The organism is Mesorhizobium sp. B2-3-4, from assembly GCF_006442315.1.
In the GTDB taxonomy this organism is placed as follows: Bacteria; Pseudomonadota; Alphaproteobacteria; order Rhizobiales; family Rhizobiaceae; genus Mesorhizobium.
In genome coordinates this window covers 108,911-130,155 of sequence record NZ_VFVY01000007.1, presented here as the reverse complement: position 1 = coordinate 130,155, position 21,245 = coordinate 108,911, and the positions used below count along the sequence as shown (strand labels likewise).

Annotated in this window: 20 protein-coding genes; 5 read left to right on the top strand and 15 right to left on the bottom strand. The window is 63.2% G+C overall.

The window, feature by feature from the left end:
- Positions 1 to 92: 92 nt before the first annotated feature.
- The gene (locus FJ967_RS13135) at positions 93 to 437 is read left to right on the top strand and encodes a helix-turn-helix transcriptional regulator (protein ID WP_140732213.1); all 345 of its coding nucleotides are present in this window, start codon (positions 93 to 95) and stop codon (positions 435 to 437) included.
- A complete protein-coding gene (locus tag FJ967_RS13130) occupies positions 437 to 1,720 on the top strand; it encodes a type II toxin-antitoxin system HipA family toxin (protein WP_140732212.1) in 1,284 nt (427 codons plus the stop codon). The genes FJ967_RS13135 and FJ967_RS13130 overlap by 1 nt, the downstream gene beginning before the upstream one ends.
- A gap of 162 nt (positions 1,721 to 1,882) precedes the next feature.
- Here FJ967_RS13130 and FJ967_RS13125 read toward each other — a convergent pair whose 3' ends face one another.
- The 11 genes from FJ967_RS13125 to FJ967_RS13075 all read right to left on the bottom strand — a co-directional run bounded on the left by FJ967_RS13125 (position 1,883) and on the right by FJ967_RS13075 (position 14,657).
- Positions 1,883 to 3,148: an ABC transporter substrate-binding protein gene (locus tag FJ967_RS13125; protein WP_140732211.1), complete on the bottom strand. Its 1,266-nt coding sequence runs from the start codon at positions 3,146 to 3,148 to the stop codon at positions 1,883 to 1,885.
- 39 nt (positions 3,149 to 3,187) lie between these two features.
- The gene (locus tag FJ967_RS13120) at positions 3,188 to 4,018 is read right to left on the bottom strand and encodes a carbohydrate ABC transporter permease (RefSeq protein WP_140732209.1); all 831 of its coding nucleotides are present in this window, start codon (positions 4,016 to 4,018) and stop codon (positions 3,188 to 3,190) included.
- On the bottom strand, positions 4,015 to 4,938 hold the full coding sequence (locus FJ967_RS13115; protein WP_140732208.1) for a sugar ABC transporter permease: 924 nt from the start codon (positions 4,936 to 4,938) through the stop codon (positions 4,015 to 4,017). Before FJ967_RS13115 ends, FJ967_RS13120 begins: the two co-directional genes overlap by 4 nt.
- Complete coding sequence (locus FJ967_RS13110) at positions 4,931 to 6,088, bottom strand: ABC transporter ATP-binding protein (protein ID WP_140732206.1); 1,158 nt, start codon at positions 6,086 to 6,088, stop codon at positions 4,931 to 4,933. Before FJ967_RS13110 ends, FJ967_RS13115 begins: the two co-directional genes overlap by 8 nt.
- Positions 6,085 to 6,924 carry a metallophosphoesterase gene (locus FJ967_RS13105; protein ID WP_140732204.1) on the bottom strand — a complete coding sequence of 280 codons (840 nt, stop codon included), beginning with the start codon at positions 6,922 to 6,924 and terminating at the stop codon, positions 6,085 to 6,087. Before FJ967_RS13105 ends, FJ967_RS13110 begins: the two co-directional genes overlap by 4 nt.
- A gap of 245 nt (positions 6,925 to 7,169) precedes the next feature.
- Positions 7,170 to 7,577: a carboxymuconolactone decarboxylase family protein gene (locus FJ967_RS13100; RefSeq protein WP_140732203.1), complete on the bottom strand. Its 408-nt coding sequence runs from the start codon at positions 7,575 to 7,577 to the stop codon at positions 7,170 to 7,172.
- A gap of 229 nt (positions 7,578 to 7,806) precedes the next feature.
- Complete coding sequence (locus FJ967_RS13095) at positions 7,807 to 9,303, bottom strand: sugar ABC transporter ATP-binding protein (protein WP_140732201.1); 1,497 nt, start codon at positions 9,301 to 9,303, stop codon at positions 7,807 to 7,809.
- Positions 9,303 to 10,352, bottom strand: a complete 1,050-nt coding sequence (locus tag FJ967_RS13090; RefSeq protein ID WP_140732199.1) for a hypothetical protein — start codon at positions 10,350 to 10,352, stop codon at positions 9,303 to 9,305. The genes FJ967_RS13095 and FJ967_RS13090 overlap by 1 nt, the downstream gene beginning before the upstream one ends.
- Positions 10,349 to 12,472: an SMP-30/gluconolactonase/LRE family protein gene (locus FJ967_RS13085; RefSeq protein WP_140732197.1), complete on the bottom strand. Its 2,124-nt coding sequence runs from the start codon at positions 12,470 to 12,472 to the stop codon at positions 10,349 to 10,351. Before FJ967_RS13085 ends, FJ967_RS13090 begins: the two co-directional genes overlap by 4 nt.
- An 84-nt stretch (positions 12,473 to 12,556) precedes the next feature.
- Positions 12,557 to 13,582: a sugar ABC transporter substrate-binding protein gene (locus FJ967_RS13080; protein WP_140732196.1), complete on the bottom strand. Its 1,026-nt coding sequence runs from the start codon at positions 13,580 to 13,582 to the stop codon at positions 12,557 to 12,559.
- A gap of 88 nt (positions 13,583 to 13,670) precedes the next feature.
- Complete coding sequence (locus FJ967_RS13075; protein ID WP_140732194.1) at positions 13,671 to 14,657, bottom strand: ABC transporter permease; 987 nt, start codon at positions 14,655 to 14,657, stop codon at positions 13,671 to 13,673.
- Here FJ967_RS13075 and FJ967_RS13070 point away from each other — a divergent pair.
- Entirely contained in the window at positions 14,657 to 14,902 is a 246-nt protein-coding gene (locus FJ967_RS13070) for a hypothetical protein (protein WP_140732193.1), read from the top strand. The two genes, FJ967_RS13075 and FJ967_RS13070, sit on opposite strands and share 1 nt — an antisense overlap.
- A gap of 27 nt (positions 14,903 to 14,929) precedes the next feature.
- On the opposite strand, the gene FJ967_RS13065 is transcribed toward FJ967_RS13070, so the two are convergent.
- Positions 14,930 to 16,378, bottom strand: coding sequence for a DHA2 family efflux MFS transporter permease subunit (locus FJ967_RS13065; RefSeq protein WP_140732191.1), 1,449 nt, complete (start codon positions 16,376 to 16,378; stop codon positions 14,930 to 14,932).
- Between the two features lie 117 nt (positions 16,379 to 16,495).
- On the opposite strand from FJ967_RS13065, the gene FJ967_RS13060 reads away from it, so the two are divergent.
- Both FJ967_RS13060 and hutH read left to right on the top strand, forming a co-directional pair.
- Positions 16,496 to 17,497 carry an ornithine cyclodeaminase family protein gene (locus FJ967_RS13060; protein WP_140732189.1) on the top strand — a complete coding sequence of 334 codons (1,002 nt, stop codon included), beginning with the start codon at positions 16,496 to 16,498 and terminating at the stop codon, positions 17,495 to 17,497.
- Complete coding sequence (gene hutH / locus FJ967_RS13055; protein WP_140732187.1) at positions 17,494 to 19,011, top strand: histidine ammonia-lyase; 1,518 nt, start codon at positions 17,494 to 17,496, stop codon at positions 19,009 to 19,011. Before FJ967_RS13060 ends, hutH begins: the two co-directional genes overlap by 4 nt.
- Here hutH and FJ967_RS13050 read toward each other — a convergent pair.
- From FJ967_RS13050 to FJ967_RS13040, 3 genes are read right to left on the bottom strand one after another with little or no spacing between them, the layout of a single operon-like run.
- Positions 18,976 to 19,776 carry a 3-methyl-2-oxobutanoate hydroxymethyltransferase gene (locus tag FJ967_RS13050; RefSeq protein WP_140732185.1) on the bottom strand — a complete coding sequence of 267 codons (801 nt, stop codon included), beginning with the start codon at positions 19,774 to 19,776 and terminating at the stop codon, positions 18,976 to 18,978. The two genes, hutH and FJ967_RS13050, sit on opposite strands and share 36 nt — an antisense overlap.
- Before the next feature lie 33 nt (positions 19,777 to 19,809).
- A complete protein-coding gene (locus tag FJ967_RS13045) occupies positions 19,810 to 20,124 on the bottom strand; it encodes a MocE family 2Fe-2S type ferredoxin (RefSeq protein WP_140732183.1) in 315 nt (104 codons plus the stop codon).
- Between the two features lie 27 nt (positions 20,125 to 20,151).
- Positions 20,152 to 21,234, bottom strand: a complete 1,083-nt coding sequence (locus FJ967_RS13040) for a fatty acid desaturase family protein (RefSeq protein ID WP_140732380.1) — start codon at positions 21,232 to 21,234, stop codon at positions 20,152 to 20,154.
- Positions 21,235 to 21,245 lie beyond the last annotated feature (11 nt).

Sequence of the window (21,245 nt, the reverse complement as noted above, 5' to 3'; positions counted from 1 at the left end):
CTTCTATTGTAGAGCGGAATTCCGCTTGACGCTTCGCCAGAGATCGAGTATGCGGAATTTCGCTTCTTTTCATATAAAAAGCGGAAAAGCGCATGTCTCAGTCGATTTTTCAATCCCTTGGAACTCAAATCAAGGAAGCTAGGCAGCGTCGGCAATTAACACAACCAGCTCTTGCCGAACGACTAGGGCGGGACCGTGCACGTATTTCCGAACTGGAACGCGACCTTACCAAAGAGCGCATCGGACGAGACAGGCTCTCCCTTCTGGTCGATATCTGTGACGCTCTTGACCTGACGCCATTGCTTGTACCCAATTCCAAGCTTGCCGCCGCACGCGAGTTGATTTCATCCAAAAGGGTGGAGCGTGAGATACCACCCGGCCAGTCCACCGCTTTCGAAGACGTGTTCGTCGACCTGTCCGATGACGAGGACAAATAATGATGGAGGCAGCCGCGGTTCTGGGTGTGTACCTTTTGGATCGGCACGGCAAAAGAATCCGCGTGGGAACCCTGACGCGCGACCGCGACAGAGCGACCAGCTTCGTGGTCGACGAGGCCTATTTGAGAAATCCAGATCGACCCATTCTCAGCCTCGCCTGGGTTGTGCCGGGTGACGAAGAAGCCACACGGGCACGGCTTGCAGCGCGCGGCGACAAGATAGGCCTCCACGGTTACTTGCCACCCTGGTTTTCCGGACTGCTCCCCGAAGGCGCCTTGCGCGACCTGGTCATGACTGAGATGGGACCAGGCAACCATGACCAATTCGATTTGCTGACACGACTTGGTGCGGATTTGCCGGGCGCGGTTCTGGCCACGCCGGAAACTGGGCCGTCGGCTTCGGCCGGGCCGCTTCGTCTTGAAAATGCTCAAGGCCTTGATCTCGTGCGCCCAGAGGGTGTTGTGAAATTCTCGCTCGCTGGCGTGCAGTTGAAATTCGGCGCCCTGGCTATAGGCGACCGTCTCACTGTCCCGGCGAGAGCCGGAGAGAGTCGCTGTATCTTGAAGGTGCCCACCCCCCGATATCCTGGTTTGCCGGAGGCGGAATTTGCCGCCATGACCCTTTCACGGATGATTGGCGTCAACACAGCGGATTGTCGCCTCGTCCCGACGAGCGCTATCGAATCCATTCCGGCGGCCTTTCTCGAAGGCGGCAAGCAGGCCTTGGTTGCCGATCGTTTCGACCGGCCAGGCGAAGAAAAGCGCATCCATACGGAGGATGCGGCCCAGATTATTGGAGCCACCGGCGAGCGCAAATATACGATGGCCACCTACGAAACCATCCTCAACATGATCCGCCGCTTCAGCACCGACTGGCGGGCCGACGTTATGGAGGGATTTCGCCGGATCGTTGCCGACGTCCTGATCGGAAATGGAGACAATCATCTCAAAAACTGGTCATTCTGCTTTCCCGACAATCGCGAGGTCAGGCTTTCGCCGGCTTACGATATTGTTCCGACCATTTTTTATGCGCCGAATGACGATTTGGCACTGCGATTTGCAGGTACGCACACATTCGCGAATATCAGCTTCAAACGGTTTCGGCGTGTTGCCGAATTCCTGAAGCTCGACCCCGACTGGATCGAGCGGGAAACGAAAGCTGTCGTCAGCAAAGCACTCGAGCGATGGCCCGGAGCATGCTTTGATCTCCTGGAGGAAACGCGGGCCAACCAAATCGTCAATCGCTTGGACACACTTGCCCTGGTGCAGGAGACAAGACGGTAGGCGCCAGATAGCTCATCATCTCGAATTTCGGGCCGATCGGCATCAACAGAGGCCGGTCAGTCGTACCGATCCTATGATCGACGCCAGTTCGCCATACTCACATCGGTCATGTCCCGGGCTCGGGCACCGCCGCGCTGGCGCGGCGGTGCCCCGCTAGCCTCCTCATTGCGTCGGCAGCATGCCCTCGACGTCACCGGCCGCATCCGTCAGCGCTTCCTTGGGCGAGGCCGACTGGTCGACGATGCGCGACAGATTGTCGACGATGGTCTGCGTCACCTTGACCCCATTGGTGCCCGGGAAGGCATACCACGGAACCATCAGTTGCATCTGGCTGAGCCCGGCCTGGAAGAGCGGGTTCTTCTTGTAGAAATCGCCGAGATATTCGGAAGACTTGGCCGCGAGCTCATTGTTGGGAACATAGCCCGTGCCCGGCACGACAACCGAGGCGCCATAAGGGCCGGCGGCGAACTTGGCGAACTTCCAGGCGGCGTCCTGCTTGGCGGCATCCTTGGTCAGGATGACCACCGCGTTGCCGCCGGTCGGAAGATGGCCGTTGACCGGGTCGATCAGCGGGATTTTTGCGGTGCGCAACGTGAACTTGTCGCCGACGTTCTTGATGGTGTTGACCAGCGCGCCGGTGGTCTGGAATTCGAAGCCGACCTTGCCGGCCGCGAAGGCCTGTTCGCCGGCCGGCTTGGTGAAGACCGGCATGCCGCCCTCCTTCACCATCCGCTCCAGGATTTCCACGGCCTTCTCGCCTTCCGGCCCGTTGAAGGCGACCTTGCTTTCGTCCTCGTTCAGCATCTTGCCGCCGGCACCGAACAAAAGCGCCGAGAACATCCAGTCGTCGCCCTGCCAGCGGAAGTCGATGCCGTCGACGCCGTTGCCCAGCGCCTTGATCTTGCCGCCGAGCGCGATCACCTCGTCCCAGGTCTTGGGCGGATTGTCGGGATCGCCGCCGGCCGCCTTCACCAGGTCGGCATTGTAGTACATGATCGGGTTCGAAGTGGCGAAAGGCAGGCCGATCTGCTTGCCGTTGACCTGCGCCAGCTTCAGGATCGTGTCGGAGAAGCCAAGCTCCGCCATGTTGCCGTCCTTCTTCACCAGCGGCCCGAGATCGACGGCGACGTCACGCTCGTTGAGCATGCGCAGGCGGTTGAGGCCGATGAAGGTGATGTCGGGCATTTCGTCGGTACCGGCCTGGCGCAGGATGGTCTGGATGCCTTCCTCATAGGTCGCCGACGGGCTGGCGAACTGGATCTTGATATCAGGGTTTTCCTCCATGAACTTCTTCGAGATCGTGTCCATCACGTTCTTGAAAAAGCCGGGCATCGGGTAGTGGACGGTCAGCGTGGTTTCGGCATAGGCCGGCAGGGCCGCCGCCAGCGACACCGCCGCGGCGGCGAAGATCCTGGAAAAATGCTTCATTGCTTCATACTCCTTGTTGGCCAGTCGGTCGTGGTCCGGTCAGCCTTTCAGACCGGTCATGGTGATGCCCTCGACGAAGCGCTTCTGCGCGAGCAGGAAAGCGGCGACGAGAGGAAGGGTGATGATCAGCGTGGCGGCCATCAGCGCGCCGTAGTCGTCGCCGGCCTCTGCGGCGCGGAAATACATCAGGCCGAGCGGCGGCGTGGCATAGGCTTGCTTGCTGACGACGATCAGCGGCCAGTAGAGGTCGTTCCAGTGTGCGACCACCGAGAAGATCGCAAAGGCGGTGACGGCCGGCCAGGCATTGGGCACGATGACGCGCGCCACGATGCCGAGTTCCGACATGCCGTCGAGCCGCGCCGCGTGGATGAGATCGTCGGGCATGGCGCGGAAAAACTGCAGGAACATGAAGATCGCGAACACGGAAATGGTGAACGGCGCGACCAGCGAGGTGTAGCTGTTGAGCAGCGACATCCTGTCGAAGGCGACATAGAGCGGCAGCGCCGTGGCATGGATCGGCACCAGCAGGCCGAGCATGACCAGCACCATCATCAGCCGCGCGGCGCGGAACCTGAGCTTGGCCATCGCGTAGGCGCAGGGAATGGCGACCAGAACCTGAAAGAAGAAGATCAAGCCGCACACCAGGACGCCGTTCCACAACAGCGTCGCCATCGGCACCTTGTTGAGTGCTTTGGCGAAATTCTCAGCGAAGTAGAAATGCTCGGGGATGAGCGACAGCGACGAGGTGAAGATGTCGCTCTGCGTCTTGCCCGCCGTCGAGACCATGAAGATGTAGGGCGCCAGGATCATCAGCGCGCCGAGCGACAGCAGCGCGAAGCGGATGACGCGACCTGCCGGGATGCTTCTCATGTGTAATGCACCCGCCGGTCGAGCACGCGGTATTGCAGGAACATCAGCACGACCAGGATCGCCAGGAAGACGACCGTCATTGCCGAGGCATAGCCGACGCGCAGATAGACGAAGCCTTCCTGGTAGATGGTGAACAGCAGCACTTCGGAGGCCTTGTTGGGGCCGCCATCGGTCAGCATCTTCACCGTTTCGAAGACCTTCACCGCATTGGTGATGCTGATGGTGACGACGAACAGCGTCGTTGGCCCGAGCATCGGCCATGTGACCAGGAAGAACCGGTCGAGCGCCGATCTGGCGCCGTCGACATGGGCGGCGGCATAGAGTTCGCGCGGGATCGCCGTCAGGCCGGCCAGGAACAGCACCATGTTGAAGCCGACGGACTGCCAGACGCCGATGATCGACAGGCTGTAGAGCACGGTGTTGGAGGCGCCGAGCCAGTTCGGCCCGGGAATGCCGGCAAGCGAAAGCAGCGCGTTGATCGGCCCGATCGTCGGATGGAAGAGATATTGCCAGACCGTAGCCATGGCGACGATCAGCGAGGCCACGGGCAGGAAATAGACGGTGCGAAAGAAGCCGCGCGCCCGTGGCTCGCTCTCGATCAAGAGCGCCACGCCCAGGCCGAGCCCGATCGAGACCGGCGCGACGATCGCCGTATAGACCGTGGTGTTCCACAGCGACTTGCGGAACGTGCGGTCGCTGAGCAGATGCGCGTAGTTCTCGAAGCCGACCAGGCGGAATTTGCCGTAACCGAGCTCGAAATCGGTGAAACCGAGAAAGATGACGGCAACCACCGGCAACAGCACGAACAGCAGCAAAAGCACGATCGCCGGGGCCGCCAGCAGCCAGGCGGTGCGGTCCTCGCTGCGCCTGTGAAGTGCCGCGGCGCTCGGGACATTGCCCACCAGCGCGACGCTAGACATAAGCCGGCTCCTGCCTGACGCTCGCCGTGCCGGCGATGCGCAGCCTCTTTCCCTCCGGCCCGAACACCATCGCCTGTTCGACAGACAGAAGGATACCCACCGGCATTCCCGCGATGAGGTCCCTCGCCTCATGCGGCGCCAGCTTGGCGATGACCGTGTCGCCGCTGGCATCGAGACGGCAATGGGCGATCACTTCCGAGCCGAGGAATTCGAGGCGTTCCAGCCGCCCCGCGAGACCGCTGCGGCCATCGGGCGCCAGTTTGACGAATTCAGGCCGGATACCGAGACTGACGGGACCGTTCGCCACTTTCTCCAGCAGCGCCAGCCGAATGCCTTGGAAATCGACACGGCCGGCGTCGGCGACCGCGGGCAGGATGTTGATCCTGGGCTGGCCGACAAAGCGCGCGACCTCGATATGGGCGGGATCGTTGTAGATCGCCTCCGGCGCGGCAAGCTGCAGTAGGTTGCCGCCGATCATCACCGCCACGCGGTCGGCCATCGACAGCGCCTCGGCCTGGTCGTGCGTCACATAAAGCGTCGGCACGCCGGCGCGGCGGTGCAATTCGACGATCTCGCCGCGCGCATGGACGCGCAGATTGGCGTCGAGGTTGGAGAGCGGCTCGTCCATGAGGAAGATCGAGGGCTGCCGCACCATGGCGCGCGCCAGTGCGACGCGCTGCCGCTGGCCGCCTGACATCTGTCCCGGCTTGCGGTCGAGCAGATGGTCGATCTTGAGCACGGTCGCCATCTCGCGGACATCGCGCGAAATGCCGGCCCGGATTTCCTTCTGGCCCGGCAGGACAGAGCCGACCAGCGGCAGGCGCTGCGTCCGGCTGAGCCGCTTCATGGCGAGCGGAACCGCGATGTTCTGGCCGGCCGTCAGATGCGGGTAAAGTGCGTAGGACTGGAACACCATGGCGATGTTGCGGTCGGCCGCGGCAACCGCCGACATGTCCTTGCCGGCGACGACGATCTCGCCGCTGTCTGCATGGTCGAGCCCTGCGAGAATGCGCAGCAAGGTGCTCTTGCCGCAGCCCGAGGGACCGACGAGAGCGATGAACTCGCCTGCTTCGACATCGAGGCTAACGCCGTTCAGGACGGCGTTAGCGCCAAACGACTTGTTCAGCCCGCGAAGCGAGAGCGCGCTCATGAGGCGACTTTCTTGCGGACCTTGTGCGCTTCGTGCGGGTAAACCTCCTCGACAACATCATCGAGGACATGGACGGTCATGTCTGGAACCGCGACTATTTCGCTGGTGACGGTGTCGTCGCCGAATTCATGGATGACGGCACCAAGCAGCCGTTCGCCCGACATGTCGCGCTCCATGTCGCCGACAATGAAGGCCGCCGAGGGGCCCCAGACCAGCGACGTGTTTTCGTAAACACCTTGCCATGCCCGGTGCAGATGACCGCTGGCGAACAGTGCGACGTCATGGTCGGCGATCAGATCGTAGAGGCGCCGGCGCTGTGCCGGCCGGATGCTCCAGTAACCGGTATCGCCGTCGCCGGGCTCATCGATGAACAGCGGCTTGTGGGCAAAAATGGCAACGCGCCGGCCGCCGCGGCTTTCCAGTGCGGCACGCAGCCACTCGAACTGGGTTTCGTCTTCGGCATCGTCAAAGCCCATCAGCAGGCTGTCTAGGCCGATAAACCGCCAATTTCCGGCGTCCTGCATCCAGTAGTCAGGGCCGACCAGCCGGCGCCAGCGTTCCAGGCGCCCGGCATTGACCGGCTGCAGCGAACCGGGGAGATGACCGACATCGTGATTGCCGGGCACGAGCAGCATCGGCACCGAGATTTCCCGCATCAAATCCATGCAAAAGGTGATGTCGTCGTCCTTGTCGGCACCGTCGACGCTGAGATCGCCGGTATGGATGACGAGATCGGCCCCGCTCCGCTCGATCCAGGCCGCGAGCGGCTGCCAATTGCCGTTGAAATGCGGCTTGGTCGGGCTGAAATGGGTGTCAGTGATCTGAACGATTCTCATGCCGGCTCCACCATGCGAGCCGAGCCCCCCGGCGAGCGGCATCGCATGGGGCTTCCTTAGTGCCGTTCCATGTCACTTCCTTAACAGCGGCTGGGATAAATTGTGCAATTGCGAACAGCTGCCGGGGAAGGGCATCAGAGACGATCGCCGCAGCGCGGAAATTGAAGATATTTCAGATATTTGCCGCCGTTAGCCGGCGCATCGGCCGCGCTGACAATCCTGTGATACGCGACCGCAAGTCGGGCTCACTTCACCTCGAATTGCGGATCGACCGGGATCTGCATCGCCGTCACCAGATGGTTGGTCTGGCCGGCCAGACCGATGATCGACACAAGTTCGCCATGCTGCGCATCCGTCATGCCCTTGGCCCGCGCCGCCGCGGTGTGCGAATGCACGCAGTAGGAACAGCCATTGGCGGTCGACACCGCGATGTAGATCATTTCCTTGGTCAGCGGATCGATGGCGCTGTCGGCCACCATCACCGCCTTCAACTGCTCCCAGACCCGCTTTAGAGATACCGGATCGTTGGCGAGCCCGCGCCAGAAATTGTTGACGAAATCGGATTTGCGTGTCGCCCTGATATCGTCGAACACCGCCTTCACGGCCGGGATCTTTTCCACCTCGGCATCGCTGAGGAGTTTTGTGGTGGCCATGGTATGTTTCCTTCTTTGGATCGTAGCGTGAATTGAATCAGGCCTTGAGCAATTGCGGGCAATCCGTTCGCCCGATTCACCTCTCCATCGCCGACGTCGAGATTCAGGTCAGGCCGAGTCGAAAATGGTGGCTTTCGAGAACCAGAGCGGAACGTACTGAAGTACGTGAGCACCGGAGGCGCAGGTATCAGCCATTTGCAGGCCGGCCTCACCTGAATATCGGCACACCCTAATGCACCGCCGCGTACATGATCTTCTCCTCCGTCGCCTCCGCCGGCGAGAACTCCTCCACGATGCGGCCCTGGCGGCAGACGAGGATGCGGTCGGACAGGTTCATGATCTCCGGCAGGTAGGACGAGATGACGACGACGGCCAGCCCTTCATCGGCAAGCCGGTTGATGATCTGGTGGATTTCGGCGATGGCGCCGACATCGACGCCGCGCGTCGGTTCGTCGAAGATGACGATGCGCGGCTTCTGCACAAGGCCCTTGCCGATCACCACCTTCTGCTGGTTGCCGCCGGACAGCTCGACCACGCGGGCATTGTCGTTGATCGCCTTGATGTTCAGCGTCTTCGTCCATTCCGCCGAGAGCGCGCGCATTTCCTGCTGGTTGATCACCCAGGCCTTTTCGCGCCCCGCCGCCAGCAGCCCGCCAAACAGGTTCTCGGCGATGCCCATCGTCTCGAATATGCCTTCGCTCTTGCGGTCCTCGGTGACGTAGACGATGCCGTCCGCCACCGCTTCGCTCGGCACGAGATAGCGCACCGGTTTATCATCAAGTTCAATCGCGCCGCCGCGCAGGAAATCACGCTTGTAGATGCCCGACACGATCTTGAAGGTCTCGGTGCGGCCGGAGCCGATCAGCCCGAAGACGCCGGTGATCTGGCCCTCGAAGATCGAGAAGGAATTGTTTCGCACGACATTGCTCATCGAAATATCCTGCACCGACAGCACCTTCTTGCCGGCCTTGCGCAGCTTGCCCTCGTCGCGCTGGCGGTAGATCTGCCCCGACAATGTGCGCCCAACCATGGCGGCGACGATCCTGTCACGGTCGAAGGCTGATGTGTCGTCGGTGATGACCAGTTCGCCATCGCGCAAAATGGTGATGCGATCGGCGATGGCGAGCGCCTCTTCCAGCGCGTGGCTGATGAAGACGATGGAGACGCCGCCTGCCTTCAGCCGGCGGATCAGCGCGAAGAAGTGGCGCTTCTCCTCCGGCGTCAGCGTCGCCGTCGGCTCGTCGAAGATGATGATCTCGGCATTGTGGTGAACCGCGCGCGCGATCTCGACCATCTGCCGCTTGGCGGCGCCCAGCGTCGCCACCATGGCATTGGGATCGACCGGAAAATTCAGCGACTGCAGGAACTGCTGTGCTGAAATATACGTGCCGCGCAGCCGGTTGAGGAATTTTTCAGTACCGAGATAGAGGTTCTGCGCCACCGTCATCGACGGCACCAGGCTGGTCTCCTGGAACACCATGGCGATGCCGGCTTCGAGTGCAGCATGCGGCGAGGCGTAAGTGATCTCGCGGCCCTTGTGGAACATCTTGCCTGAGGTGGCGTCGACCACCCCAGCAATGATCTTGGTCAGCGTCGATTTTCCCGCGCCGTTCTCGCCGAGCAGTGCGTGGATTTCGCCCTTGCGCAGTTCGAAGCTGACTTGTCTCACGGCAGGCACGCCGCGATAAGTCTTGGTGACGTTCTCCAGACGAACGATCGGCTCCATCAGAAACCTCCTGAAGCGAGATCGACGGCCAGCACGCAATCGCCGCCCTTCGAGGCGATGAACAGCTGGCCGTCATTCTCCCTCACGCTGCAGATGCCATGACGCGTGCCGTTGGCACGGCTGTGCAGGCTGAATTGCGGCTGCATGGCTTGGTCAAGTTTCACCACCAGCCCGTAGGAGCGGCTGGGCGACCACGGCTTGTGGATACCCATGGTTCGGATGCCGCCGCATTGCAGCGGCTCGAGGAAGCTGCGGCTGGAGGAAAGTGCCGGTGCGATCCAGAAGGCCGGCGGCACCTGCTCGATCATATCCTGGCGGTAATGCGTTTCCTGCAGCACGAATTCGATCAGCCGGTTGCGCGGTGCGAACAGGGTCAGCCACGCCCCGCCATCGCCGGCCGGCGACAGCCGCGCGGGGTAGCCGGGCAGATGCGCAAGCACCGTTGTGCGATGACCGGCAGTATTGAAGCGAACAAGCTGGTGGCGCCAGCTTTCACTGACCAGGACGTCACCGCCGACGGGATGCAACCCATAGGGAAATGCGATGTCGCCGGCCACCTTGCGGAAATCGCCGCCCTGCATGCGTGCCCATAGCGAACCGGAAGCCCCCTTCTTCATCAGATCGGCCGCCCATTCGGACGGTGCGTGGCGGTCCGAGCCGTTGGCCAGCCAGAGCGTGCCATCATCGGCATAGGCGAGCGCGGTGATGCAACGGATGGCGGCCGGGAGCGAAACCTCCCTGCCCGCGATCAGCAGCGTGCCGCTCTCCAGCCCTACCGTCAGTTCGCCCGATGGCGACAGCGCCAACGCCGTGACAGGCGACTGAAAAGTGTCGACCACGACGGGCTCCGAACCGGCGGCAAGGGCATGAATGGCGTTACCGCTGGAGGCCAGCAGCCGGTCACCGGATGACAACAGATTGTCCGGTTCGGTGAGCTCGGCGAACACAGGCGCATCATCGAGCCGCGTGTTGGGCCGAAAAGCGCCGTCGAGCGGCGGGATGGTGACTGCCTTGCCGCGAAAAACATCCAGGATCGGATCCAGGATCATGGCTTCGCCCCCCAATAGGAGGCGGGGCTGGTCCAATCCGGATCGGCGCCAGAAATCTTGTAGCGGCCGATGCGGTTGTTGAGGATGCCGCCGACAAACAGATATCCCTTGTGCTCGCGCATCGAGGTGACCATCGGATGGGCGGCGCCCGAGAGGTCTCCCATGGCCTCGACAATGCCGCCCGTCTCGTTGAACTTCACCACGCCGCCGGTATTGATGTTGGGAAACAGCCACTCGTCCTGCGGCAGCCGGCGCGTCATGCGCTTGCGCATGTCGGGGTGGCGCAGCGACAGGTCGAAGCTCGGCGTACGCATGCCGAGCCACGCCATCCAGTAATTGCCGTCGGAGGCCCGGTTGATGTTGTCGGGATAGCCCGGCATGTCGCGGATGACGCATTCGGCAGTGCCGGCCTTCGGCCCTTCCAGCCAGTAGCGATGCACGCGGCAGGCCCAGCTTTCGGCGAAGAACAGCGACTTGCCGTCATGCGCCATGCACACGCCGTTGGTGTAGCGGTAGCCGTCGAGCAGCGTCTTGGTCGAGCCGTCCCTGGGGTCATAGACCAGCAGCCGGCCAGTGGCGCGGTTCTCGATCGAGTCCAGCGCCCAGTCATGCGCGTCATAGCGCTTGGTGGAGTCGGTGAAATAGATGCGGCCGTCCGGCGCGATGTCGCAATCATTGGGATCGCGCAGCCGCGCATCGTCGACGATCGAGGTCCAGGAACGAGAGGTCTCGGCCGACAGCCGTTTCACCTCGCGATCGGGCGACACGGAATAAAGCCCCATGGCGCCGACGCAGCTGATCAAATTACCCGATTTGTCGAAGGCCAACCCCAGTGGAAACCCGCCAATATGGGCAAACACTTCCGATCTGACATAGTCAGGCGCGAAGAAGCGGACGATCTCGCCGTGGCGGGTGCCGCAATAGAGATGGTCGTCGCGATCGAGGATGACGTCCTCCGGTCCCTCCAGTTCGCCAAGCCCGATATGGTCGGCGGCGGACAACCGGTTGTCGAGTGCGTAGGGCGTGCCCGAACCGGGCACCGCGGACTGTGTGTCGCCCATCTTGAGATAGACCGGCGCGACATAGACTTCGTTCAGCACCTTATGGCGGTTCTTCAGCCAGCGTATGTCGATGGTGACCGCCACCGCCAGCATGATGCCGAGCACCATCTGGTTGGTGCCGGTGCCATAGCCCAACCGGATCAGGCCGTTGGTCATGGTCAAGACGATGATGGCGCCCATCAGGCCCTTGACCACCGAGCCGCGTCCGCCGCCCAGGCTGACGCCGCCGACCACCGCTGCCGTCAGCGCCATGATCTCGAGGTTGAGCCCGGTGCCAGGCCCTGCCCCGCTCAAGCGGCAGGCGATGAGGAATCCGCCGATCGAGGCGCAGAAGCCGGAAAAGACGTAGGTCATGAACACGGTGCGGCGTACACGAATACCGGCATTGTGCGCCGACCGCCTGGAGCCCCCGACCGCCAGCACATGCCAGCCGGGACGCGAGCGGGTCAGCGCGATATGGGTGACGATGGCCAGGATGATCGCCAGCCAAACCGAGACCGACAGGCCCCAGAAGGTGCCGTCGCCGATGAAGTCGAGCACATCCGATGTGGCCTGGGAAAGCTGCACGTCGGCGGCATAGGTGGTGACCAGGATGTCGAACAACGCCCGACCGAAGATGAAGGTCACCAAGGTCGTGAGGAAAGCACGCAGCCGCAGATACCCGACGAGATAGCCGTTGACGGCGCCGAAGATGAGACCGGCGGCGAGCGAGGCGCAGAGCGCCAGCCAGATCGACTGTTCGAGGATGAAGAAGACATAGACGGCGGAGAAACAGGACAGCGCGAAAATCGAGCCGACCGAGAGGTCGATGCCGCCGCCCAGCATCACCACGGTCATGCCGGTGACGACCATCGAAAACTCGCCGAGCTGCCGGGTCGATTCCTGCAGCGAGGAGAGTTTGAAGAAGCCCGGAATGATCGAGCCGAAACTGGCCAATGTCACCACCAGCGCCAGGAAGGGAATGGCGTTGTCGGTCCAGCGCTTGGTCAGGATCTCGCCGACCAGATGGTCGGGCACGAGATTGTAGCGCCAGGACTGGAGGCGTTCGCGAAGGGACATCAGGTCACGGCTGCAGGAGAAACAAGATAAAGAGGTGGCCGGATGATCCGGCCACCTCGGTGATATCGGTTGGAGACGATCGGCCTATTTCGCCGCCGCCTCGGCCTGCAGCGCCTTCAGGTCCCAACAGCTGTCGGGCTTGAGGTCGGCCTTGGTCGTCGCTTTCTCCAGCGTGTAGATGTAGGTGTGCGAGGTGCCGGCCGGCTGGCCGCTCTGCAGCAGGAATTTTATGATCGCGTTCATGTCGCCCGACTGGCGGGCAAGGTCGGTCATCACCACGGCGCCATAGGTGCCATCGTTCAGCTTGTCGCAATCGGCCGCCTTTTCACCGCCGCCGGTGGTGACCAGGAACACCTTGCCGTCGAGCTTGGCGTCGCGGATCGCGGCCGATGCGCCGGTCGCATCGCCATCCCAGAAATCGATGATCGAGCAGATGTCGGGGTTCTGCTGCAGCATGGTGGTGGTCACGTTGCGCGAGGTCGTGGCGTCCCAGTTGGAATCAGGCTTGGCGACCACCTTGAAGTCGGGATGCTTGTCCAGCACCTTCATGATGCCGGCATATTGATAGAGGCTGGAGGAGTTGGCCTGGTCGCCTTGCACCAGCCCGATCTTCTTGGACGAATTCTCGCCGCAGCCCTTGATCGCCGCTTCCGCCTCGAGCTGGCCGAGCCGGTCCCAATCGCTGCCGACAAAGGCGTCGGCGGGGAAGTTTGCGGGATTGTCGACCAGGATCACATAGGTGCCGGCGGCCTGCGCCTTCTTCATCAGCTTGGAATAGGAGTTGAGGTCGGGCGCGTGGATGATCAGCACGTCGGGCCTCGTGTCGGACGAGATGGCATCGGTGATCGCCTGCGCGCCGGCATCGACGACCCAGTTCGGATCACGCGTCTCGAACGTGCCGCCCCAGGCCTCGACCTCCTTCTTCAGATAGTGCGCCCAGCCCTGCGCAAGGTCGAAGCCCATCGCCAGCGGCACCAGCATGACGCGCTTGCCGTTGAGCGCCTTGGCGTAGGCGGCCGGGCCCGGATCGTCGGCGGCGAAGGTCGGCGCCACGAAGGCGGTAGCGGCCAGCGCCGTGGCGGCGACCATCAGTGTTCTGATCAGTTTCATGTCACATCCTCTGGTTCGTTTTCATTGCCGGCCGATCGTCTCGATCGCGCCGGGTACCCCCAGAGCAAGATGGGCTGGCCCATCTGCTCTAAATGTCGCCCTGCTGCGCTGTCTGTTCGTCGCGCGGATTGATGATGCCGTCGACGATGATGGCGCCGAGCAGGATCGCCGCCTTGATCAGGTTCTGGTAGAGCAGCGGAATGTCGATGATGGTCATGGCGTTGAGCAGGATGCCGATCAGCGCCGCGCCCACCAAGACGTTGCGCACCCCGCCCCTGCCGCCCGACAGGCCGATGCCGCCGATAACCGCCACCAGCACGATGTCGTAGAGCAGGGTCGAGTTGACGACCCGCGTGTTGATCGAATGCAGGCTGGCCGCCGTCAGCAGGCCGGCTATCAGCGCCACGAAGGCCGAGAGCACATAGCGCAGCACCAGCATGGGCCGCACCGGAATGCCGATGTTGCGCGCCGCGACCGGATTGTCGCCGGCGAAATAGATATAGCGGCCCCATTTGGTGTAGCGCAGGAACAGGAAAAACAGGAAGGCGAGCCCGGCGAAGACGAACACCTCGATCGGGATGTCGAGGAAACGCAGGCCGCCAAGCAGTTCCACCCAATGGTCCTGCGGCACCGGCACCGCATCCTGTGTGATCAGTTGCGAGCGGACATAGCCGAAGACGAAGGAACCGGTCGCCAGCGTCACGAAGATCGCCGGTACATCGGCATAGGCGACCAGAAAGCCGTTGAGCAGGCCGATGGCGAGCACGCCGGCCAGCACATAGGCAAAGGCCAGCCCATCCGGCGTGCCGGTGTTGAGCAGTTGCAGATACCAGGCGACGGACATCGCCATGATCGCCACCGCCGACAGGTCGATGCCACGGCCGATGATGACGACCGCCATGCCGAGCGCCAGAATGCCCAGCACCGAGACCGAGCGGACGATTGCCACCAGATTGTTGGGATCGATGAAGCCGGGCAGGCCCACAGCCGCGGCGACGAACAGCACCACCGCTATGGCAAAGACAATGCCTTCCTGGTTCAGGCTCCTGAGACTAGGCCGACCGATCGCGTTCATTGTCTGTCTTCACCCCGGTGGCGGCGCGGCCACCCCTGGGAGGGAAAGCTAATCGGCTCAGCGTCGCTTCGTCAAATGAATCCGCGTTCAAAACACCAGCTGGCGGCGAGATTCGCAAAGTGGACGCATTGATTGCCGAATCTGGCGCAATGCCCGGAAACTCCAACACTTTTGGCAATTATTCGCGCCATCGCGGCGCCTTGCGAAAGCACCGCACCAAGGCGAAAGGCGAAGACGGAATTTAACCCTGCGATGGACGGGAAAATTCGATTTCAGTTCCCGGCCCGATGGCCGGAAACCTCGGCGCCGGCGCTCCTTGGCAACACCAGGAAACGGAACGACGCCGCCAGGCCGATGACGCCAATCGCCAGGAAGGCGATTCGAAAATCGGCGAGATCGAGCGCCGGCCGGTCCCTGGCGATCTGCGACAGGTTCAAGATCGCCGCCGCCACCGCGACGCCGAACAGCATCGCCACCTGCTGCAGCATCGACGACAGTGTTGCCGCCGAACTGCGTTGCACGGCGGCGATGTCGGCGAAGGCCAGCGTGTTGAGCGCGGTGAACTGCATCGAGCGCGTCAGACCGGCAATAAGCATCAGGGCCACCACCAGCGCCTGTGGCGTCTGCGGCGAGATCGCCGCGCACGCCATGATCGATGCGGACGCGATGATGCCGTTGACCACCATCACCGAGCGAAAGCCGAAACGGCGCAATGTCGGCGTCGTCACCGTCTTCATGCCGAGATTGCCGAGAAAATAGGCCAGGATCATCATGCCGGCATCGACCGGCGAGAGGCCGAAGCCGACCTGGAAAAGCAGCGGCAGAAGGAACGGCGTGGCGTTGATCGCCACCCGGAAGATGGTGCCGGCGGCAAGGGTCGAGATGGCGAAAGTCTGTACCTTGAACGAGGAGAGATCGAGCAGCGGATGCGGCGTGCGCCGGAGATGGCGCACCGCCACCCAGCCGACGACTATTCCCGCCGCGATCAGCAGCACCGTTGGCATGGCGCCATCTTCCGGATGCGCAATGCGCTCGAGGCCGTAGAGCAGGCAGGCGAGCCCGAGCGAAGTCAGGAAGAACCCCGGCCAGTCGAGCGGCTTGGGATCGGCCTCGCGATCGCCCGGAATGAAGCGGGCGACCAGCGCCAGCCCGATCAGCCCAAGCGGAATGTTGATGAAGAAATTCCAATGCCACGACAGATAGGTGGTTATGAAGCCGCCGAGCACCGGACCAACGACAGGGGCGAACAGCGCCGGCCAGGTGATGAGCGCCGTGGCGTTCAGCAATTCGGATTTCGACGCGTTGCGCAGAACGAGAATTCGTCCGACCGGCGTCATCAGCGCGCTGCCCAGGCCCTGCACGGCGCGCGCCGCGACGAACTGGGTCAGGTCTTGCGAAAGACCGCAGGCGAGCGAGGCCAGCGTGAACAGCGCGATCGCCATGAGAAAGATGTTGCGGGCGCCGAACCGGTCGGCCAGCCAGCCAGACAGCGGCACGAACATGGCCATGGTCAGCATGTAGACGGTGATGCCGATGCTCATCGCCACCGCCGGCACGCCGAAGGATTGGCCCATCTGCGGCAGCGAGGTCGAGATGATGGTCGAATCCAGCAATTGCATGAAGAAGGCGATGGCAACGATCAGCGCCACGCGCCGCGCATTGGCTTCAGTCTGCGTCCCCGTCGGCTGCGATGCGGTTTCGTCTTCGGAAATGACTGCCATGGCGCCCCGGTTTGAACAGCATCCGGCTGGCTCAGTCCATAGCTTATCCAACAAACTTTCGTGTCGCCTGATTGCCTGTTATGGAGGGGATGGGGGCTCCCGAGGAACCGTGCACGCATGAAGCCCATCTATATCGACTATCTGAACGCCCTCGATATCGACGCCCTTGCCATGACCGATGCCGAGATCATCGGCGCCGTCGAGGCCGGGCTCATCGCGCAGGGCAAGGGCCAGACCGTCATCGAGCCACGCGTCCATCTCGAGCCCGACCCCTCCTTCCACGGCCATTTCAACGTGCTTCGCGGCTATGTCGCGCCGCTCGACGCCGCCGGCGTGAAGATCGTCGGCGACTATGTCGACAACTACCTGCATGGCCTGCCCTCCGAATTCGGCATCCTCAATCTGTTCGACCCCCGTACCGGCACGCCTCGCGCCATCCTGGACGCCACCGTCATCACCGACATGCGCACCGGCGCCGTCACCGCCATCGGCGCCAAGCACCTGGCGCGCAGGAATTCCAAGGTGCTCGCCCATATCGGCGCGCGCGGCACGGCCTACTGGAACGTGCGCCTGCTCGACCATCTCTTCGACTTCGACGAGATCCGCGTCCACTCGCGCCGCCCGGAAAGCCGCGACGGCTTTGCCGCCAGGCTTTCCGACGACCTTGGCAAGCCGGTCAAGGCGGTGGCCGACTGGCAGAGCTGCGTCGAAGGCGCCGACATCGTCGTCGAAGCTTCGCGCCTGCCCGAGCCGCAACCACTGCTGAAGACCGCATGGATCAAGCTAGGCGCGCTGGTCGTGCCCTATGGCACGATGAGCGCGGTTGAGCTGTCGCTGACCGATATCATGCAGAAGATGGTCGTCGACGATTGGGGTCAGTGCAAGGGCGGCAAGTTCGGCTCGCTGCGCGCCCATGTCGAAACCGGACGGCTGAGCGAAAAGACGCTGCATGCCGAGCTCGGCCAGATCGCCGCCGGCTTGAAGCCCGGGCGGCAGAGCGACGACGAGACCATCCTGTTCTGGCACCGGGGCCTGTCGCTGTCCGACATCGCGCTGGGCAAGGCGATGCTGGCCAAGGCGCAGGCGCAAGGCATCGGCCAGAGGCTGCGCTTCGCATGAGCGCGCTCGTCCTCACCGGAGCCGGCGTCAGCGTCGACGACGTCGCCGCTGTCGCCCGCCATGCGCGCAAGGTGGAAATCGGGGCCGAGATCATCGGCAGGCTGGAGAAGGCGCGCAAGATACTCGACCAGGCGGCCGCGTCCGGCCAGCATATCTACGGCCTGAACACGGGTCTCGGCGCCAATCTCGGCACATCGGTCGAAGGCGACGCCAGCGCCTTCCAGCGCCAGTTGCTCGAGGGTCGCAGCGGCGCGGTCGGCGAAGCGCTGCCGGTCGAGGCCGTGCGGGCAACCATGCTTGCCCGCCTGACCATGCTGTCGGCCGGCGGCTCCGGCCTGTCGCCCGCCGTGTTCGTCGCCCTGGTCGATGTCCTCAACGCCGGCGTCCACCCGGTCATGCCGTCGCTGGGCTCGATTGGCGCTGGCGACCTGGTGCTGATGACCGCAATCGCCCGCCTGCTGATCGGCGAAGGCGAGGCCGATTACCAGGGAAGGCGCATGCCCGCCGCCAAGGCGCTGATGATGGCGCGCCTCGCACCGACAAGCCTGGCGCCGAAGGACGGTTTGTCGCTCGTCAACGCCTCGGCGGTCTCCGCCGGCTGCGGCGCCCTCGTGGTCACGGACGCGCTGTCGGCGTTGATGCAACAGCAGCATGCCGGCGCGCTGACCATGGAAGGGTTTGGCGCCAACCGCACGATCCTTGACCCACGTCTGCACATGGCACGGCCGGCCGCCGGCCAGCAGGAAGCCGCCAAGGCGCTGCATGATCTTCTCGCCCGCGACGAGGCGCCGACGCCCATTACGATACAGGATCCGCTCTCGATCCGCTGCATGCCCTCGATCCATGGCGCGCTGATCGAGGCGATCGGCCAGGCGGGACAAGCCGTAGAGATCGAACTCAACGCAGCCGCCGACAACCCACTGGTGCTGGGCGACGACGGGCTGGTGCTGTCGACAGGCAATTTCCACACTGCATCGCTGGCGCTCGCCTTCGAGGCGCTGGGCCTGGCAATCGCCCAGTGTGCCGCCGCCAGTGCCGCCCGTTTCATCCAGCTCACCGGCCCGGGCCGAAACGGCCTGCCGAAATACCTGTCTCCGGTTGGTGGCGCCTCGGCCGGTTTCGTGCCGTTGCAAAAGACGGTGACGTCGATCCTGGCGGCCATCCGCCACAAGGCCAATCCGGTGATGCTCGACTTCCTGCCGGTTTCGGAAGGCGTCGAGGATCACGCCACGCAGACGCCGCTGGCGGTTTCGAAATGCGCAGGGATGCTCGTGCTATGGCGGCGGCTGATCGCCTTCGAGCTGATGGCCGCGGCCCAGGCCGTGGACCTGCGCGAAGGCTTGGCACTGGCGCCGCGCACATCAGCCGTCCACGCGGCGATACGCGCACTGGTCCCGTCCCTCAGCCAGGACCGGCCGCTCGGCATCGATGCCGAGACGCTCCATGCGGCCCTTGCCAGTGGACGCTGGCAGCCGGGCTCAGCCCCGGCCGACCTTGTCGAGGAACAGGCGTAGCTCAGCCGGGTCCATGTGCACGACGTGCCTGTCCTCGGGATAGGCGCCGCTGTTGACGTCGGCGACATATTCGGAAAATGCCGCCACCCGTTCCGCCTGCAGCCGATCATATTCAGCGGCGAAGTTGCGGTAGACCTTCGAGTGACGCGGCATGTGACCGCGATTGCTGCCGAGAATATCCTCGGCGAACAGATACTGCGCGTCGCACCCCGTGCCGGCGCCCATCGACAGCATGATCAGCGGCGTCCGCTCCGAGATCGCCTTGGCCACCTCGACCGGCACCACCTCGATCTCGGCGCCGATGGCGCCTGCCGCCTCCAGCTGCTTCACCGCCTCGAACACCTGCATGGCGGTGTCAGCGGTCTTGCCGACCGCCTTGAAGCCGCCGGTCCAGGTCGCGCGGGAAGGAATGAGGCCGACATGGCCGATGACCGGAATGGCGTCGTCGGCCATCCGCTTGATGGTGGCGTAACCAGCGCTGCAATAGACGGCGTCGGCGCCGGCCTTGTAGAGCCGGAACGACCAGCGAACGAAATCGTCAGCCGTGCCTATCTCGAAGAAATTGTCGCCCGGCATGGTGAACAGGCTGGGCGCGGCATCGCGATATTGCGGGTTGAGCACCAGTTCGGGGGGCACCGAGACGATGTCGACCCCTGCCCGCTCGGCGGCTTCCGCCTCGTCGAGCGTCAGCACGCGCAGCATGGTCAGTTGCCGCTTGCCCTTCATGGCGCGCAGGTCGGCGACGGTCGGTCTCTTTCGGCTCATGGAACTCTTTCCTTGATTGCTTGGGCCGGCTCTTCAGCCGATATCGATCATCACCTTGCCAGCCTCGATGCGGACTGGATAGGTCTTGAGATTGACGCAGACCGGCGCGGCCTTGGCCTGGCCGGACTTGTAGTTGAAGCGCCCATTGTGCTTGGGGCATTCGATGATGTCGTCCATGACAAGCCCGTCGGCCAGATGCACCTTCTCATGCGTGCAAAGACCGTCGGTGGCGAAGAACTCGTCGTCCGGCGAGCGATAGATGGCAAAGGTTCGCCCGCCATGGTCGAAACGCATCACATCCTCTTCCTCGACATCGTCCACTGCGCACGCTTGCACCCAATCGGCCATTCCTGTCTCCTGCGGATATTGGCGGCGCTATTCGGCCGCGGCCGACATATCGACCTCGTGGAACTCGCCGCGATAGGGCCGGGCCGTCGGCGGCAATTCGCGCTTGAGGTAATAGTCCTCGTATTTCAGTTGCCTGAGCAGGACCGGCCAGACCTCGCGGTAGGCATGCCACATTGACGGGTTTGCCACGGGAAGGTCGTGCTTGATCAATTCATGCAGCCTGGGCAGCGCGTGATAGGGCACCATCGGGAACATGTGGTGCTCCACATGGTAGTTCATGTTCCAGTAGATGAACCGGCTGATCGGGTTCATGTAGACGGTGCGCGTGTTGAGCCGATGGTCGATGACATTGTCGGCGAGGCCAATATGCTGCAGCAGGCCGGTCGTCACCATGTGCCAGGTGCCGTAGAGGCGCGGCAGGCCGATCAGCACGAGCGGAATCCAGGACCGCAGCACGATCGCCAGAGCGATCGTCGCGACATAGATGGCGACATGCCAGCGGGCTGCGACGACAGCCTTGTGCAACTCCATCTCGGGGATGTAGCTCTTTTCCTCGTCCGACAGTGTGCCGAAGGCCTGGCGCACCAGTGTCGGCAGCGAATAGCGGAAGTCTAGAATGCCGGTGAAGGCCAATCCCGCTTTCAGCAAGTCCGGCGGGCGCATGACGGCGATCTCGGCGTCGCGGCCGACGATGATGGTGTCGGTGTGGTGGCGCGCATGGCTCCAGCGCCATTGCACGGGATTGCGCATCAGCATGAACGAGGCGATGTGATAGACGACATCGTTCATCCAGCGCGTGCGGAAAGCCGTGCCATGGCCGCATTCGTGCCAGCGCGAGTCGCTCGACGAGCCATAGAGCACGCCATAGACCAGCATGAACGGCAACACCCACCACGTGCCCCAGAACCAGACGATGCCGGCGGCCGAGCCGAGGATCGTGACGATCCAGATGATCGTATCGCGGATCGCCGGCCCGTCGGACCGTTGCATCAGCTCCTTCATCGCCTTGCGCGGCACATCGGTATGATACCACTCGGCCGAGGCGAGCCCGGTCTCGATCGCCGCTTTGGTGCTCTCGCCGACAAGGCTGTAGTCGCGCTTGTTTGCCATCGTCACATTGA